Consider the following 15634-nt stretch of genomic DNA (forward strand, 5'->3'; position numbering starts at 1 on the left):
CGGCCGGCCGAGCCTCAGCGCTCCCTGGACAGGGGGTGCCGCACGAAGGCGCCGCCGGCCGGTAGGCCAGGGCAGGCGAACAGGTGCGGGCAGCGGAGGCAACCGCGCCCGGGATTGGGGGCGAAGCGGCCAGCGCCGACGTCGGCCATGTGCTGGGCGACGGCGGCCACGAGTTCCGCCCGCTTGTCGGGCGGGACCGGTCGGCGGGTCGCGCCGGTGAGGTGGATCGCCTCGACCGTCACGGGCTCGCCGAAGGCCTGCTCGGCGGCCGCATCGAGGATCGCGTATTCGATCTCCTTCTCAAGCGAGGCCATGGCCTTGCGCGTGGCGACGCGCCTCACGACGAGGCGGCCGTCACGGGTGCGCACCACGTCGTGCGCCCGTGACAGGACATGTCCGCCGCCGGCGCCCAGGCGCAGGGCCCTGGGGGGCTGCCGGCCTTCCTCGGCGCGCGTGCCCACGAGGAAGCGGAGCATCTCCTCGGCGATCTGCCTATAGGCGTTGGCGTGGCCATGCTCGGCCGGCCCGTGCCCCTCCCAGGCACCGTCGAACGCCGCCGCGAAGCCCGCCGGCTCGGCCTGCGCCGCGTCGAAGTTCCGGTCGAGCCAATCGATCATCGCCCGGACGGCGTTGTGCATCCGGATGTAGGGGTTCTCGTCGCGTCGGCCGCCGAGGCCGAGGACGTAGGTGTAGAGGAAGCGCAAGCCGCACTTCCCGTAGGAATCGAGGTGCTGGTGATCGAGTTCGACCGGCACGCTCCAGGCCACCGCCACCGGTGGCGGCGCGGCCGCAGCCGGCGGTGCCGGGAGAGGAGCGATCGGGGGCGCGGGGTCCAGCGTCGCGGCGATCCGGGCGTTGTACGCGGACGGGTTGCGCCTCCTCGCTCCACCCTTCTGAAGCGTGGAGCGGTAGAGGCGCAGGCCGTCCCGCGCGCGGGAGAGCAGCACGAAGAACAGGCAGGCCTCCTGTTCTTCGTGGCCGGCCACGCTGGCCTGGAGGCCGGTCAGGCCCGCGCTGCCGGCGATGAGACCGTCCGGCGGCGGGCAGTCCGGCGCCTTCGCGCTTCTGGGCAGCCCCGTCGCGATCATGCCCGGGGCATGGACGAGGTCGAATTCGAGGCCCTTGCTGCCGTGGATGGTCATCAGCCGGACGGCATCGAGCTCCAGGGCGGCGTCCGGGAACTGGCGCAGCGAACGCTCCTCGTTCAGCCGGATCAACCTCCTGATCTGACGCGAGACCTCGGAGGTCGGGAACTCCCCCTCGATCGGCAGGGATCTGAGGAAGTTGAGGAATTGCCAGACCGCGACGCCGGCCATCCGGTCGGCCAGCGTCGTGGCCCCGCCGATGCGGCGCGCGATACCGAGCCTGTCGAGCACCAGGGCGCTCGCTACGTTCCAGGGATGGGCGCGGGCCTCGAAGCCGCCGCAGGCGTCGCGTAGGCGCCTGAGGGATTCACGCCCGGCGAGGCTCAAGCCGGGGAGCGCGTCGGCGTCCTCCAGCCAGGCCAGCGGGCCGCCGGCCGCCTCCCTGAGGTGGACGGCGACGAGGGCGACGTCGCCGAGGCCCATCGCGACCTCCGGGATCATGGCGACGCGCACCAGCGTCGCGGCGCGGGGATCGTGGAACAGGGCGAGCAGGCTGAGCAGGTCCTTGATCTCGGGCCGCTCGAAGAGGGGCCCGAGGTAGAGGACGGGGATGTTCCGAGCCGTCAGGCCGGCGGCGAACGCGGCGAGCCGGTCGTTGGCCGTGCAGAGGATCGCCTGGTCGCGATAGTCGATCCCACCGTCGTTCGCCTCGGCGACGGAGGCGGCGACCAGCGCGATCTCGTCGTCGGGCGTGCCGGCCTCGTGCATGACCGGTCGCCGGCCGCAGGCTCCTCGATCGGCGGTGAGGCGGAGATCGCCGAGGCGTCGGAAGGCCTCGACGCTCGACGCGAAGGCCGAGAAGGTGTCGATGATCTCGCCGCGGGAGCGATAATTGACGGTCAGTGCGCCGTCCGTCGCTTTGGGATAGTCGTCCTTGAAGGCACCCATGCTCGCCGAGGTCGCGCCCCGGAAGCGGTAGATCGACTGGCGGGCGTCGCCGACCACCCAGAGGCGCTCGCCCTCGTCCGCCGCGAGTGCCGCGATCAGGCGCACGGTGGCGAAGTTCACGTCCTGGTATTCGTCGACGAGGATGTGACGGTGCCGGAGCGCCAAGGCCCTGGCGACCTGGGGATGGTCGGCCATCAGGCGAACCGGCTTCATGATGAGGTCGCCGAAGTCCAGGGCGTCGCTGTCCGCCAGGAGGCGTTCGTAGGCCGCGTAGACGAGTGCCTCCTCGGCCGCGCGCTTCGCCCGCAGGCGTGTCGCATCGTCGGTCGCGGCTCTCTCCATGGCCTCGGCGAGCTCGGCGTAGCGGACGTGATCGACGAGTTCGTCCTTGGCCCGCGAGATGGCGGCGAGGATGTCCGCGAGGTTCTCCTCGGGATCCCAGAGATCGCGGTAGTGGTCCAGGGCCGGCTCGGGATCACCCCTTCGAGCATCGTGATGGCCGTGGCCTTGTCGGCGAGGCGCGGGCTCGCAGGGAGCCGGAGCCGATCGTGGAAGCGGCGGACGATGTCGAGGCCGAAGGCGTGGAAGGTTCCGATCCAGACTGAGGCGGCCGCCTCGGGATGGGACAGGGCGAGCCGGTCCATCAGCTCGCCGGCCGCCTTGTTCGAGAAGGTCAGGACGAGGATGCCGTTCGGGTCGACGCCCTCGTCGATGAGGCTGGTCACACGCCGGATGAGGGTCCTCGTCTTCCCCGTGCCCGGGCCTGCCTGAAGGAGATAGGGGCTGCCGCGGTGCGCCACGGCGATGTCCTGGCTGGGGTCGCGCCGGAGCGCACCGCCGGAGGGGACGGCGACCGCGTCTGGGACCGGCGGAAGCAGCAGGGCATCGAGCAATTGCTGGGTGACGACGTCTTCCGTGATGCCGAGGCGGGCGGCGATGTCCGCGACGCTCATGCCCTCCGCGTGACGATCGCGCGCGACCGATCGTGGCAGCACCAGTTCGCGGGCGAAGAGGTCGGCCTGGACCTCCCGACGCTCGCCTCGCCCATAGTCGGCGAGCTTCTCGACGGCGGTGCCGCTCTCCGCCGAGCGGCTGGGATCGGTGTGGTGGGTGAGGACCGGGTCCGTGCAGCCGTGCATCGCCACATGGCCGAGCTCGTGCCCGATCAACAGGGCGTCGCCACCCGCCGTGCCAGTCTCGCCGTACAGGATCCCCTTCGTGTCGGGATCGATGCGCGCTTTGCATCCATGCAGCGACACGTCGCCGGCCTGCACCGGTTGATGCCACAGGTCGTGCGTGGCGATGGCACGTACGACGATGTCGAACGGCTGCCAGGGATCACCGCCGTCGGCGACGATCTCCCGGTGGATGCGTGCAGCTCGTTTCCTCGCGGCCTCAATCGGATCCACGTTCGGCCCTTGCCATGTTGAGCAGCCGTTCCTGCTGCTCGGGGGTCAGGCCGGACGTGGCGACGGCTTCCTCGAAGCTCTGCTTCGCCCCGGCTTCCGGTTTCCCGTCCGATTTGGCCATCATGCCGCGGGGTATCGCGGAGGGTCGTCCGAGGCTGGCTATTATGAGGTCCACTTCATGCCCGACCTCATCGGCGACGAGCTTCGAGAAAGCCCTCGGGAAGCGGGCCGCCTCGATGAGGCCGTCCTTCATCTTGATCAGAAAGAGCGGGGTCACATCCAGGCGCGCCGCCAATCGCGGGAAGGCCGCCCCGCTGAACCCGGCGAAGACGTTCGGCAACGCCGCCGCGCTGCGCACGGGGGCTCTCTCGACGTCCGACCTTGTTCCGGCCTGGAAACGGGCCCATGCGGACGCCACCGTAGCTTTTGTCGAGGCATCGGCGGGCGGTAGCGGGCGGGAGGGTTCCAGCACCATCTCGACCGCCAATTCCGTCAGCTCCCGGCGCAACTCGGGGTGATCCTTCGCATACGCTTCGAGGCGTCTCGGCGTCGGCTCACCCTCGGTCGCGAACATCATCAATACGTCGCGCGCGCCGCGCGCGGTGCTGGTCGTCGTCATCGTCCCTCTCCGAGTTCACGACGCAGCTTCTCGTACGCCTTCTGGAGGCGATACCGTATCGCCCGGTCGGAGACGCCGCAAAGCTTCGCAATGGTTTCCGCGTCGTCGCCCTCGATGGGATGCCCCTTGAGGACGAGCGTGACAGCCACCCTTTCGTGGTCTGGCAAACGGTCGATCGCCCGAAGAAGCTCGTTCCGGAAATGTTCTTTTTCCTGTTCGGCGCCCTCTGCCTGGGAAAACTGCCTGAGTTGCTTGGCCAGCGCGGGAAGTGGCTGACCCTCCTGGTCGTGCATGTCCTCGACGTGATCTTCCTTGGCGGCGAGGCGTCCGGACGCGCGCAGCACGTCGATGCGCAACGCGGCGAGCGCGCTTGCGAAACGCACCTCGAAGTAGTCGAGACCGTCCCCAGGCTGGTTTCGGTCCTCCACCAGGAGGTCGACGAACCTGTCGGCCACCTCCTGTCGCAACTCCTCGGGATCGTAGAGGGAGCTCGGCCGGATGGATCCTTTCAACGACCGGGCGACCCGATCGAGGAGGATCTCGAACAGCTGCGCGAAGCGGTCATCGGAATTGTCGAGGCGGGTCGACCTGACGAGGTGGAGCAGGCACTCGGGCTCCATGAAGCCCGGCGCTCCTCGATCGCCGACGCGGGCCTCGCGGATGACGGCGTCGAGATCGAGCCCTGCGGCACGGTCTATGGCGGCGTCGACGGAAGCCGTCCTGACATAGAGTTCCCCCGTTTTCTTGCGCTTCGTGAGAGGAGGCGGCATGCCGGATCCGTGTCGCGTTCGAGCAATGCTACCTCAAGATGATTCGCCGCCAAGCTCGAAACGTCGGGCGTGTCCTCTTCTCCCCGAAGTGCGTCTTCGGAGTGCGCGGCCCTGCTGACCTTCCGGTGGCCGATCAAGGCAGGTCGATGGTGCGACCATCCTCGAAGCCGCTGGCTTCCTCGTGGTGGCCGCGCGAGTTGCAGACCATCCGGGTCCGGCCGACGTGGTAATCGACGCTCCGGTGGATGTGGCCGTGGACCCACAGGTCCGGGCCGCACGCGTGGATCAGGTCACGCAGATCCGAGGTGTAGCACCAGCCGAGATCCTCGTGCGGACGCGGCAGGCTGTCGGGCTGCGGCGCGTGATGGGTGACGACGACCGTCGGGCCGTCGTGCGCCGTCGCGAGCGTCGCCTCCAGGAATACACGCGTCTTCCTGTGCAGGGCGAGGATCTCGCCCGGCTCGACACGGTGCCGTGACCGCGGCCCGTTCCGGATCCGGCGATAGTCGTTCATGCCGCCGCGGCCCTGGGCGGCGCGCATGGCGGCGTGAAGCCCGAAGGGGCCGAGCCGGAAGTCGGTCCAGAGCGTGCCGCCGGCGAAGCGCGTGCCACCGATGACGACGGCGTCGCCGAGCAGCAGGTGGATGCCGTGGCGCGCGGTGACGTCCCGGCCGCGGGACAGCTGGTCGACGAGCGTGTAGCGGTCCTCGCCCCGGTCCCACCAAAAGACATGGTTGCCCGGAACGTAGACGACCAGCACGTCGGGCAGGCGCTCGGCGAGCCAGTCGAAGGCGCGCACGAGCGGCGTATGGACGTCGCCCGCGACGACGGCCACGTCGAAGCCGTCGGGCGGCGCGTGCGCCGCCGGATCCCAGGCGTTCTCGGGCCATTCCTGATGGAGGTCGCTGAAGACCCAGAGCTTCTGCGTCATGGCGCCCTCCCGTCGTTGGCGGCATTCTCGGCGAGGCGGATGCGGATCTCGTCCAGGGTGACCGGGCGGAAGCCGAAGCAGTCCACGCCGACGTCGGTGCTCGCCGCGGTGCCGGGCAGCGTGCCGTGGGAATGGCCGTAGAGATGGATGTCGCCGCGGTGCATTCGGGGCCAGACTCGGTGGGCATAGTGGCTGCACCACACGCCCTGGACAGACCCGTCCGGCAGCGGAACCTGCACGTGGGCGACGTCGAAGATGCCGTCCCAGGGCAGGCGCGCGCCGATGCGGTCGTGGTTGCCGCGAACGAGATAGCGCCTGGCGCCGTTCAGTCGCGTGAAGATCTCCCGGGCCTTGGCTTCGGAGCAGCGGTAGCAGAAGTCGCCGAGGTGCCAGACGGTGTCGCCCGGGCGGACGTCGGCGTTCCAACGCACGATCAGGGCCTCGTCATGGGCCTCCATCGTGTCGAAGGGGCGTCGCAGGCCCAGCCGGTCGCCAAGGGTGGCCCGGTGCGCGAAATGATGGTCGCTTGAGAAGAGGATCCGAGGGGGCATGAGAGCCTCGCGCGCTTGGCGGAGGCTCGACGCAGGTGGTCTCGCGCTCCGGGTTTTAGGGGGGCGTGGGACGACCGATGCGTATCATGGCGGGCTCCTGGGTCGGGGCGGTCCTTATTCCCTGGACGGTCCCGGGGCGCAAGGAGCGCGACTCGGTGGGGTAGCGGTAGCGGTAACGCGACCATGATTTGCTACCGAAATCCATAGGCTCGTTAACCATCTTGGGTGATGCTCGTGGCGTGGCGGGGGGCGGGCCATGAATGAGCAGCGGAAGCAGGAACTGTTCAGGGCGGCGGACGGGCTGTTAGCCAGGACCGGACGCGTGTCGCTGCGGACGCTGATCCCGCTTCTGAAGAAGGGCGGCTCGAACCGTGAGGTCGGGCCGGCGCTGGCGGAGTGGAAGGCGGCGAAGGGCTACGCGCCAGCGCTGAAGATCAAAGAGCTGCCGGTGCCGCTGCAGGATGCGCTGGCGAAGGTGGCGGGGGATCTCTGGGCGGCGGCGCAGGCCGAGGCGGCGGCGCGGCTGACCCGGGACCGCGAGAACCTGGCGGTGACCGTGCGTGCGAGCGAGGAACTGCTGGCCGAGGCGCTGGATCGTCTGGACGCGGCCGAGGCGGAGATCGCGGGGCTGCGCGAGAGCGTCACGCGGGCCGAGGCGCGGCTGGAGCGGGGCCGGTCGGAGGAGTTCTGGGACCGCGTCATGCGGGAGATCTACGAGATCCTGCGCGCCTCCGGCACGATGACCGCGGCGCAGATCCTCCGGCTCCTGAAGCCGGCGACGGTGCGCGGGGCGGCGGATCGCCGGGAGCCGCTGACGCCGAGGACACTGCACAAGAAGATGTCGGTGCGGGTGAGCCACGGCTGGTATTTCGAGCGCGGCGAGACGGGATTCTCGCGCGGCACGTTCCCGACGCTCGGCCGCGCCAGGGAAGCGGCTCCCCCAGCTTGAGCGAAGCGGCCACGGTCGTTGCCGGCTGGCCCGCCGGAATTGTGCCGACTTTATCCGCGCCGGCATATTCGGGCGCAGACGACGGATCCGCCCGGCGTTTCTCTGTGACCGCCGGCCAGCGAACCGCTCAATCGGGATCGCTCAAATTCATGGGCAGGGGCTCGAAGCGATCGCGAAACTGCTTGCCGAGATCCTGACACGCCATGAAGGCATGGTGGTTCAGCTTCGAGCAAAGCTCGTAGATGCGGAAGATCTCATCGAGGTCGAAGCGCGGCCGCTCCTCGAACCGCGGCATGAACAGGTTCATCTCCGCGCCGTTGTGATTGAACACCTCGTGGAGATACAGCATCCGTAGTTCCACGGCGTCGGCGTCGGAATGCCCGTAGAGACTATTGCGATGGGCGACGACCTTCTCGTGCAGGGCCAATTCGGCCGAGGACAGTTCGACGCCGAGCGCCTTCCAGCCGAGCTTCGGGACCCGTCCCTTGGATTGCGAGAACGGTCGTGCGTAGGCCACGACCATCGTTGTCTCGTAGCAACGGAACTTCCGCCAGGCCGGCAGGCCGTAGACGACGTCGTCTTCCAGTTCCTGCAGGAGGAAGGTGGCCGCGCTCATGGCCTGCGCGAAATCGGAGCAGGAGAGCTGAAGGCGCGTGAACCGATGGAATTCGGCTTCGTCGCGAGGGCTCGGCGCGGCTGCTGCCCCGTTATCCGGTTCGTCCATGCTCCGATGCCCCCGATCGTATCGTCCCGTTCGAAACCTGACCCGATCGCGGCATGATCGGGAAGGGGCAGCGTGATCGGGCCGGACGGTTCCTCAACGCTTCACGAAGCCGATGTCGGCGACGACCGCCTTCAGGCGCTCGGGCTCCCGTTCTTTCCGCTCGCTGTAGCGGTCGGCGCGCTCGCGGGTACCCGCACTGGGGAATGTCGGGCTGGCTGCCGCCCTATGGCGCGTGTGCGGTCCCGATCCGAAAAACAGCGTTTGACCTCCCGCCGGCGGGAAGCGTCGCGAAGGCTGTCGCTCCTGATTGGCGCGCTTCATCCACCGTCCGGAACCCGACGATACGCGAGAACTTGGCTTCGAGGACCGGGCGGTTTGCCCGGCGGGAGCACGCATCATGTCGAGTGACACCGAAAAGCATCGCGAACTGCTCAGCGGCCTGAAGCAGGCCCGGGGCAAGGCGGACGGCTCGTTCGAGGCAGCCATCACGGCCGCCTTCGAGCATGTCTTCGAGCATCTGGAGCGCTTGAATGGCCACGTCTCGTCGGGCGGTCCCGGCGGAGCGGACCGGCATCTCGAACCTGACGAGAGCGCAACCCTTCGCTGACGAAGGTCGCGATCCGACGGCCGTGGACTATCGGGTCTTCCGAAACTGGTCGGGACCGCCGACCTTCGTGTTCCGGACCCGCGCCACGTTCGGCTTCTTGTCGGGCTCCAGTTCGCGAGCCCGCTCGATCCCCGCCTTCTGGGTCGGCGTGATGGCGCTCGCGCGCTTGGATCCCTCGCGGCGCACGGCGAAGTCGCCGTCCTCGCGCGGCTCCACGTAGATGTTTCCTGGCTTGGTCATCGGCAGTCTCCGTCACCAACTAGGCGTGACGTGATGGCTGGCCGCCACGCTTTCAATGCACGGGTCAACCATTTGACCCACGCCAAGGGAGAACCCCGTGACGCCTACGGAGATCAAGGCCAAGGTTCAGGACACCCACCGCCGGGCGATGTCGAACGCCTCCCTGCAGATGTCGCGCGACGGCGGCGTCCACCACCTGTTCCGCGACGTGAAGCTGTATGGCCGGGACGCCGGCGTCGACTTCGCCGAGACGAATATAGGCCAGATCGTCCAGGAAGCGGTGTCGATGGCCGAGTGCAAGCGGCCTTCCTTGGAGATCCCGGCCTACGGCTTCGGGAAGGCGGCCGTCGCAGGCATGGCTCAGGCGCTGGAGGACCTCACGGCCCTGAAGATCGAGGTCAAGGGGAACACACTTCAGCTGATCTGGGCGCAGCCGAACCCGGGCTACGTCTAGGCTACCTCCGCCGCGGGGCGGATCAGGTCTTGGTGCCCGCTTTGGAAGGCTTGCGTGCCACGTTCGCCCGGGCACGTGGCTTCTTCGCCTTCGGCGGCGCCGAACCCTTGGCGGCCGCCTTCGCCGTGGCCTTGGCGGCGGCCCGCTTCGGCTTGGCCGGCTGCGAAGCCGCCGCGATTTCCCGTCGGACGGCGGCCACTACGCGTCGAATGCCCTGAGCGACATTGAGATAGGCGGCATCCGCACTGCGCCAGCGGGTGACCTCCCGCCCGTCTTCCGGGAGCAGCTTGAAGCCTGCGGCCGGGGTCGACTTCCAGTCGCAGGGCCGGACGACGACGGCGACCACCCGCATTGTGCCGCGGGCACGCCGGTTCATGGCGCGCCTGTACTCGATCTTCCAGCAGTAGTGGCTCGCCAGGTAGTCGGGGCTCAGCAGGCCGACGAAGACGTGGGCGTTCCTGAGTGCCCGGGCGATGGCGGTATCGAGCTTGTCGCCCGCGTTCATGTCGCCGTCGAACCAAGTCGAGACGTTGTCGCCCTTCAAGGGGGCCAGATGCGTTTCGAGTTTCCTGCGCGCGTCGGCGTCCATGTGCGAGTAGGACACGAAGATCCTGACCTCGGACTTTTCCTTCCTGCCGGGCTGCCCGGACGGCCTCGTCGTGCGCGCCGGCGGCCGTGCCGCCTTGGGCCGGGGGACGGCCTTCCGTGTGGATAAGGAAGCGCGGGCGCGCATCGTTGCCCCCGTTTGGCTAGCGGCCAAGGTCGCGAGTCATGCTCCCTGGACCCGGTTTGTTCCCAAACCGGAAGGGTTTCGGTCGTCGGCCTAGGCGAGGTGGGGCAGATATCCCGGTCCTGGTTGGACCAAGCGCCTGTCGGCGAGGATGGTCCGCCGGTTGGTGGCCCCGGGATCCGAGAGACGGGGGTCAGCGAGATGATCGCGACCTTCCAGTCCGGGATACCGGGGATAGGGGCTTCCATCACGGCGACCAGCACGGTCACGCCTCTCCTTCGCAACTCGGACACCGATGCAAGGACATTCCCGCATAGATCCCGCCTGCGGTTGAACTCGCCGCCGCCTATGGAATGCGGCCCCATCACCCATGAAACCAGATCGATCCATTCCGTCAGGGCTTCGACGTCGGCGTCGTAGGCGGGCCCGAGTTCCGGACGATGGATCAAGAACGCCTGCGTGCCGGCGACCATCCGGACCTGCCGGTGCGTCAGAAAGGGCCGTACCGGAACCGCTTCGAGGTTACCCATTTCCTCGACGAACTCGGCGGCGGCCTGCTCGCGTGGAATGGGAATGCGGGCGGCCGTGAAGGCCCCCTTCTCATAGCCGAGCGCGAGGGCGACCCTGTCCAGGCTTTCAACGCCGACCGGCTCGGCGCGCTCGACGCGTTCGATCGTAGACAACGAGACACAGGCGAAATCGGCCAGGGTCTCCTTCTTCCACTGTCTCAGGCTTCGTCCCATCCGGGTCACCATCGCGACCAGCTCGATGGGCGGCACGGCAGGAACCCCCGGCGGCCGAGGCGGCATGGCTGCCAGGCGCTCGATGATTTCCTTGGACTTCATGACGTTCTCCTTCCGACAAGGGGAAGGTGACCCGGGACGCTCGTCCAAAGGAGATCGAAAAAACCTTCAGCGACGAACGCCGGTGACGGCTGATTCGGGCGCCGCCCACGCTCAAAGGCAGCGGGCCGTCATCAAGTGATGGCGGCCCGCTTTACTCTAGGCTGACCCGACGTGGAACTTAGATGTCCGAAAGCGGATCTTTGGATCGGCTATCAGGCGCGCGGCCCAGCCAGCGAAGTCCTGGAGTTGGCCGCCCATTAACCATCCGCTCAATCCGCGATCGCCAACGTCGGCCAGAACGGCTTTGCTGCCCCCCGACCCGGAACCGCCACAGGGCCTGCGCGGCCAGACGCGGATCGGCCCATGGCCGCGGCGCCTACGCATCGCGCCACCTTCGGAACCGGCTCGCTCACGGCGTCCCTGACCCCGTTTCCGCCCTGGCCATAGTCGGACCAGGCGCCTGGCCACGCGGGGGAATGCGGGTGCCGACCATCCCGCACCAGGAGTCACCAACTATGCCGGAGCCCACTCAGATCCCCCGAAGACCGCCGCTGCATCGCGATCGGCTGGAGGCATTCGAGCGCGTGAGGCGCGCTGTCGCGTCGGGAACGTCGACCTTCGCGATCGATCACGGCGAAAACCGGCGGACCTCGGATCGGGCCGCGGAGATCGTTCGCGCGCTGGAGTCCGACAAGACCGCGACCGTTCGGCGAGGCGGTGGCGCGGACGTGACGCGGGTGCTCGTGACGATGGCGGGACGCCGCCTCGCCGTGGCGCGGGATGCGGGCGGCGTCGCGCTGTTCCCCCTGGACGGACCCATGCGGGTCGTGGATCGGCCGCAGCGATGGGACGCGGACGTCGACCTGGCGCGACAGGATCGGCGCGGCCTCGTTCGCGCGATGGCCCCCGACGAATACGATGACGACACGCGTGCCGGCTCCGCCGTCACCGTCGTGCTCGACCCGGTGGTCGATTGGCCCACGCATCCCGTCTACGAGGCCCGCCGGCACAGCGCCGGCGACGCGATCCGTGTCTGGGAAGTCTTCACCCTGGACGGCGAGTCCCACGGCCTGCTGCTCATGATGGAAAACGGCTTCCACGGGGTCGAACCGTGCGGCGCGGTCAGCCCGGAAGTCAGCCCCGGCGCGGCCGCTTGGCAGATCGTCATGAACGGCTAGGGGCTCGGCCGGAGGCCCGGGCCGACGACGGGATCCGCCAGCCCACGGGGCCGGAGATGGCCGGCACGGAGGGCGTGTGGGAGTTCCCCTGGCGCGGCTCCGCCGCGACCTGAAGCGCCATCCCGCGGAGGATCCGTCCGTCGCCCGGGATGCCCGCGCCGCCGCGGAACCGGCCGGAGCACGGCTGCGCGGTCTGACGTCGGCGAAGGAGAGGCCGGGCCCGCGGACCGACCATGCCCCACGCATGGCTGGCCGACGCCCGCGGCTCCTGCTTCTTCACCGCCGCCGATGTCGACGCGGTCCGACCTGCGACGGGCAAGGCCCGGAATCGCCGCAGTGTGCGGGCGAGCCTCGCGGTGGCGGTCGATCAATCGATCGGGCGGCGCCGCTTCGACGGGCGGACCGTACGCGGGGCCGCCCGCTTCCGAAGGGTCGCGCAGCTTCGACCGAGCCGATCGGCGGGACGCCGGCGCGCTTCTCCCCGCGACCGGACGCGAACGAAGCCGGCCGCGCCGTTTGTCGATCTTTAGATAGTATTAACGATGTACAAAACGCCTTATCCACAGTCTTGCGGACCTTAGCGCATTTTCTCACTTGCATACATCCGCTCTCGCATGTATTACGACCGTGAGCGTCGCTGCGACACCCGTCCGCGCTCAACCCTCCCCCAAACATACATCCCTGCCCGACCGCGGGCATGGCGACCTGTCCTGGTCGCATTCTCCGGTCGGGGCCGCCCCGGTCAGCCGGATCCAGGCGGCACGTTCGCCCCGCCGGCGCCAGCCGTTCGACGCCGCGCGAGCCCGCCCGTCCCCGATGTGCCCCCGTCCGTCAGCGTCCCCCTTGGGCCGCGGCGGTACGACGACGACCCGCACGGGTCCGCCCGTGCAGCGGCGCCCGAAGCCGCCGGTCGGCGGCCGCCCCGTGCCCGCCCGGCATCCGCTCGTCCCGCAAGCCGCCAGGCAAGGAAGATCCATGCCCCCCCAGAACGACTTTCCCACCCGCCACGCCGCGCCCGCCCCCAGCGAGCGTCTCGCCGCCGAAGTCGAACGGCGACTCGTCTACGTCCGCGCGATGCGAGGCCTGGCCCGGCGGCCTGCGCTGACCAGGGTCGCCGCCGTCGTCGCGGAGGTCGCGGCGGAGGTCGGCGGCAAGCCGCCGGCCCCCGGACCGTGGCCGCATGGTGCCGCCGGTACGAAAGCGCCGGCCGCGACCCTGCCGCTCTGATCCCGGTGCTGCGCAGCCGCGGGACGGCGACGCCCGTCAGGCCTGTCCGGATGGGCGACGGCGCACAGCTGCCGGACGTCATGGGGCCGGCGAGACCGGCGAAGCCCGGCACGACGCCTGATCACGGCGTCGTGTCGATGACGACGCCCGCGCGCACGGTCATCCCGGAACAGCGCCGCTCCCGCCAAGCCCCGCATCGACGCGCGGCCGAGCCGGCCGTCGATCCTGCGGATGCCCCGCGGCGCTTCGGCAGGATCGACGGCGCGCGACGCCCCGACCCCCGGCTTCCGGAGGGCGCGGTTCGCATGGACATCGTCCGCCTGCGGGACGCTTCGGGGGAAACGGCGGACCTGCCCTCGCGTGGGACCGCGGCGGGCGCCCGTTCGGGGCCGCGCTCGGACGGTCCCTCGAAGCGGGCGAGTTCGTGCGCCTGCTCCATGGCGGCGTGTCCGCCGCGGGCGTCGAGGTGATCGGACTCGCGGCCCTCGCCCCCACCGCCGTCCTGGTCGACAACGCCCGCGAGTTCCATAGCGCGTCGTTCCGCGAGGCGGCGCACGCCCTCGGGGTCAGCATCCACTACGTGCCGACCGGCGCGTCTCAGCGGAATCCGTCCGAACGAGTCCTGCGCAAGGTCGCGGCGCACATGGGCATCTCCGGCATCCGCGGCCTCGCCGAACATCTTCGGCGGTGGCTCGGACCGGACGGCGAGAAGATCGCCGCGACCGCGGGCTGACCGCGCCGCAGTCCCGCCTGCGCCGACCGTCGGTCGGCGGGGCGCCGCCCGCCGCGCCCCGGATCGCATGCCGGGGCCTACCTCGCCCCGACGGAACGGCCGCGACCGCCCCCACCCTCGGGATCGCCGCCGCCGATCCAGGATCTTGCCATGACCGAGAGCAGACACGCCATGTGTGCCACCCCCTTCGCCGCCGAAACCCATGAGTTCGTCAGGGCGATCGCCGACGGATACCTGTTCCGGGAGCGGGCGACCGGGATCCATGTCGCCGTTTCCCCGGCGGGGATGGTCGCGTCCTGGTGCCGCAACGTCTCGGGCCACCGGACGGTCGCGGCCGCCCCCGACGGCGGGCGGCCCGGCCCGGCCGTCTCCGGGACACCCCCGGCTGTCCTCCCGCAGGGTCGGCCTCGGCCGCAGGAGGCGGCCGGCACCCTCGCGACCTGGCGCGGCGCGTTCGCCGCGGATCCGGCCGCCGCGGCGCCGCCCCCGGCTATCGGCGCCTGCGGCGCCGCCTGGTGACCGGCCGCCGCGACACCTTCAGCGGCTTCCGGCCGTCGAGGAAGACGGGGCGGATGGTGGCCTACGAAAGCCTTCTCGAACGGACCGCCGCGATCCTGCTGGAGGAGGCGCGGGAGGTCTCCGACTACCTGGAGCAACCGGCCTCCGAGTCGTGGGACGACGCGGGGACGCCGCGCCGATACACCGCCGACTTCGGCGCGCTGACCGCGCTCGGGATCGCCTACGTCGAGGTCAAGCCGCGGCGCCTCGCCCGTCGGCCCGGGACGATGGCGCGTCACAGGGCCGTCCGCGAGGCCCTCCACGCCCGGGGGATCGGCTTCGTCGTCTGGACCGAGCGCGAGATGGCGCGGCCGGCACGGGCGATCGCCCTGCTGCTGTGCGCCGCCCGGCGCGCCGAGCGGGACCGGCGCGCCTGATCGCCCGTCCCGGCGGCGGGCCGTCCCGGCCGCCCGGACCGCACCCGTCGCCGTCGATCCCCTCCCGCGCCCACCGCCCAGCAAGTCGGCAGCGACCCATGATCGTGCCCTTCATCAACTTCCCCCTCGGCTCGTCGGTCAGGATCGAGGACGTCACGCATACGTACATGTCGCGCGAGCAGGCCGGCTGCGTGTTCCGGAGCGAGGTGGACGGGCGCACGGTGACGCACGGATCCAAGGAGATCGCGTCGCTCTACTTCTCCGGGAAGTTCGTGATCCCGAGGCAGCTGCACCCGGCCCTGCCGGCCGGCATCCGCGAGAACCTGCGGCGGAGCCTGTCCGAGTTCCCCGACCACAGGCAGGCGGAGGCCGAGCGCCGCCTGGACTACGTCATGACGATCGACGGGCTGGAGGAGCGCCGGAAGAACGGCGACGGAACGCTGTTCCGGCGCAACGCACGCCGGTACGCGTCCGTGGCCCGGGCGGTGGCGAGCCTCAGGCGGCGCCGGGCCGGCGTCCCGGGCCTCCTGCCCGACGCCGCGGCGCGGAAGCAGGCGAGGGCCGAGGCCACGCCGTCCGCCCCCACGCTGCGGGATTGGATGCGGCGCTGGGAGCGGTCCGGCCGCGAGCCCTCCGCCCTGGTGCGGCTCGACGATCGCAAGGGGCGCAAGCCCAGGAGCTGGCGCCCGCCCTCGCCGA

The 15634-nt window shown here is 70.0% G+C and carries 17 protein-coding genes and 2 pseudogenes; 9 read left to right on the forward strand and 10 right to left on the reverse strand.

All coding sequences use genetic code 11. From position 1 onward, the window contains the following. Positions 1-14: 14 nt before the first annotated feature. From M6G65_RS17285 to M6G65_RS17310, 6 genes and pseudogenes are all read right to left on the reverse strand, one after another. On the reverse strand, positions 15-2633 hold the full coding sequence (locus M6G65_RS17285) for an ATP-dependent DNA helicase (protein ID WP_347710500.1): 2619 nt from the start codon (positions 2631-2633) through the stop codon (positions 15-17). Further along, positions 2567-3442, reverse strand: a pseudogene (locus tag M6G65_RS17290) (UvrD-helicase domain-containing protein); the annotation flags it as partial. The pseudogene M6G65_RS17290 and the gene M6G65_RS17285, both read right to left, overlap by 67 nt. Then, entirely contained in the window at positions 3429-4061 is a 633-nt protein-coding gene (locus M6G65_RS17295) for a hypothetical protein (RefSeq protein WP_043075262.1), read from the reverse strand. The gene M6G65_RS17295 and the pseudogene M6G65_RS17290, both read right to left, overlap by 14 nt. Continuing rightward, on the reverse strand, positions 4058-4831 hold the full coding sequence (locus M6G65_RS17300; RefSeq protein ID WP_250102620.1) for a sigma-70 family RNA polymerase sigma factor: 774 nt from the start codon (positions 4829-4831) through the stop codon (positions 4058-4060). Before M6G65_RS17300 ends, M6G65_RS17295 begins: the two co-directional genes overlap by 4 nt. A gap of 133 nt (positions 4832-4964) precedes the next feature. Next, complete coding sequence (locus M6G65_RS17305) at positions 4965-5762, reverse strand: metallophosphoesterase (protein ID WP_250102621.1); 798 nt, start codon at positions 5760-5762, stop codon at positions 4965-4967. Next, positions 5759-6313, reverse strand: a complete 555-nt coding sequence (locus M6G65_RS17310) for a metallophosphoesterase family protein (RefSeq protein ID WP_043075265.1) — start codon at positions 6311-6313, stop codon at positions 5759-5761. The genes M6G65_RS17305 and M6G65_RS17310 overlap by 4 nt, the downstream gene beginning before the upstream one ends. 322 nt (positions 6314-6635) lie before the next feature. Between M6G65_RS17310 and M6G65_RS17315 the strand changes: the two genes are divergently transcribed. Then, positions 6636-7262 (forward strand): DNA-binding protein, encoded by a 627-nt coding sequence (locus tag M6G65_RS17315; RefSeq protein ID WP_052517015.1) that lies wholly within the window; start codon positions 6636-6638, stop codon positions 7260-7262. A 127-nt stretch (positions 7263-7389) separates the two neighbouring features. Here M6G65_RS17315 and M6G65_RS17320 read toward each other — a convergent pair whose 3' ends face one another. Beyond that, complete coding sequence (locus tag M6G65_RS17320) at positions 7390-7986, reverse strand: hypothetical protein (protein ID WP_052517016.1); 597 nt, start codon at positions 7984-7986, stop codon at positions 7390-7392. A 93-nt stretch (positions 7987-8079) separates the two neighbouring features. Next, positions 8080-8175 (reverse strand): annotated as a pseudogene (locus tag M6G65_RS17325) (arsenic resistance protein ArsH); the annotation flags it as partial. Positions 8176-8293: 118 nt separating this feature from the next. Here M6G65_RS17325 and M6G65_RS17330 point away from each other — a divergent pair. Continuing rightward, on the forward strand, positions 8294-8593 hold the full coding sequence (locus M6G65_RS17330) for a hypothetical protein (RefSeq protein WP_373323670.1): 300 nt from the start codon (positions 8294-8296) through the stop codon (positions 8591-8593). A gap of 27 nt (positions 8594-8620) precedes the next feature. On the opposite strand, the gene M6G65_RS17335 is transcribed toward M6G65_RS17330, so the two are convergent. After that, positions 8621-8833 (reverse strand): DUF2188 domain-containing protein, encoded by a 213-nt coding sequence (locus M6G65_RS17335; protein WP_043075267.1) that lies wholly within the window; start codon positions 8831-8833, stop codon positions 8621-8623. Between the two features lie 97 nt (positions 8834-8930). Between M6G65_RS17335 and M6G65_RS17340 the strand changes: the two genes are divergently transcribed. After that, positions 8931-9287, forward strand: coding sequence for a hypothetical protein (locus tag M6G65_RS17340; RefSeq protein ID WP_250102622.1), 357 nt, complete (start codon positions 8931-8933; stop codon positions 9285-9287). 22 nt (positions 9288-9309) lie between these two features. Here the strand turns inward: M6G65_RS17340 and M6G65_RS17345 are convergent, their stop codons facing one another. Next, entirely contained in the window at positions 9310-9891 is a 582-nt protein-coding gene (locus M6G65_RS17345) for a toll/interleukin-1 receptor domain-containing protein (protein WP_043075269.1), read from the reverse strand. A 566-nt stretch (positions 9892-10457) separates the two neighbouring features. Here M6G65_RS17345 and M6G65_RS17350 point away from each other — a divergent pair. The 6 genes from M6G65_RS17350 to M6G65_RS17375 all read left to right on the forward strand — a co-directional run bounded on the left by M6G65_RS17350 (position 10458) and on the right by M6G65_RS17375 (position 14935). Continuing rightward, complete coding sequence (locus M6G65_RS17350) at positions 10458-10892, forward strand: hypothetical protein (protein ID WP_250102623.1); 435 nt, start codon at positions 10458-10460, stop codon at positions 10890-10892. 452 nt (positions 10893-11344) lie between these two features. After that, positions 11345-12040 (forward strand): hypothetical protein, encoded by a 696-nt coding sequence (locus M6G65_RS17355; protein WP_238195011.1) that lies wholly within the window; start codon positions 11345-11347, stop codon positions 12038-12040. Between the two features lie 975 nt (positions 12041-13015). After that, positions 13016-13267, forward strand: a complete 252-nt coding sequence (locus tag M6G65_RS17360) for a hypothetical protein (RefSeq protein ID WP_250102624.1) — start codon at positions 13016-13018, stop codon at positions 13265-13267. 424 nt (positions 13268-13691) lie between these two features. Next, a complete protein-coding gene (locus M6G65_RS17365; RefSeq protein ID WP_250102625.1) occupies positions 13692-14000 on the forward strand; it encodes a hypothetical protein in 309 nt (102 codons plus the stop codon). A gap of 150 nt (positions 14001-14150) precedes the next feature. Then, positions 14151-14519, forward strand: a complete 369-nt coding sequence (locus M6G65_RS17370) for a hypothetical protein (protein ID WP_250102626.1) — start codon at positions 14151-14153, stop codon at positions 14517-14519. A 53-nt stretch (positions 14520-14572) separates the two neighbouring features. Further along, positions 14573-14935: a hypothetical protein gene (locus tag M6G65_RS17375; RefSeq protein ID WP_052517017.1), complete on the forward strand. Its 363-nt coding sequence runs from the start codon at positions 14573-14575 to the stop codon at positions 14933-14935. The last annotated feature ends 699 nt before the right edge of the window (positions 14936-15634 follow it).

The organism is Methylobacterium tardum (assembly GCF_023546765.1).
GTDB classification, from domain to species: domain Bacteria; phylum Pseudomonadota; class Alphaproteobacteria; order Rhizobiales; family Beijerinckiaceae; genus Methylobacterium; species Methylobacterium tardum.

Excerpts from the sequence above, each read along its gene's own strand:
- M6G65_RS17295 (WP_043075262.1), bottom strand. The coding sequence starts at position 4,061 with ATGACGACGACCAGCACCGCGCGCGGCGCGCGCGACGTATTGATGATG.
- M6G65_RS17300 (WP_250102620.1), bottom strand. The coding sequence starts at position 4,831 with ATGCCGCCTCCTCTCACGAAGCGCAAGAAAACGGGGGAACTCTATGTC.
- M6G65_RS17305 (WP_250102621.1), bottom strand. The coding sequence starts at position 5,762 with ATGACGCAGAAGCTCTGGGTCTTCAGCGACCTCCATCAGGAATGGCCC.
- M6G65_RS17310 (WP_043075265.1), bottom strand. The coding sequence starts at position 6,313 with ATGCCCCCTCGGATCCTCTTCTCAAGCGACCATCATTTCGCGCACCGG.
- M6G65_RS17320 (WP_052517016.1), bottom strand. The coding sequence starts at position 7,986 with ATGGACGAACCGGATAACGGGGCAGCAGCCGCGCCGAGCCCTCGCGAC.
- M6G65_RS17335 (WP_043075267.1), bottom strand. The coding sequence starts at position 8,833 with ATGACCAAGCCAGGAAACATCTACGTGGAGCCGCGCGAGGACGGCGAC.
- M6G65_RS17350 (WP_250102623.1), top strand. The coding sequence starts at position 10,458 with ATGGATCAAGAACGCCTGCGTGCCGGCGACCATCCGGACCTGCCGGTG.
- M6G65_RS17360 (WP_250102624.1), top strand. The coding sequence starts at position 13,016 with ATGCCCCCCCAGAACGACTTTCCCACCCGCCACGCCGCGCCCGCCCCC.
- M6G65_RS17370 (WP_250102626.1), top strand. The coding sequence starts at position 14,151 with ATGACCGAGAGCAGACACGCCATGTGTGCCACCCCCTTCGCCGCCGAA.
- M6G65_RS17375 (WP_052517017.1), top strand. The coding sequence starts at position 14,573 with ATGGTGGCCTACGAAAGCCTTCTCGAACGGACCGCCGCGATCCTGCTG.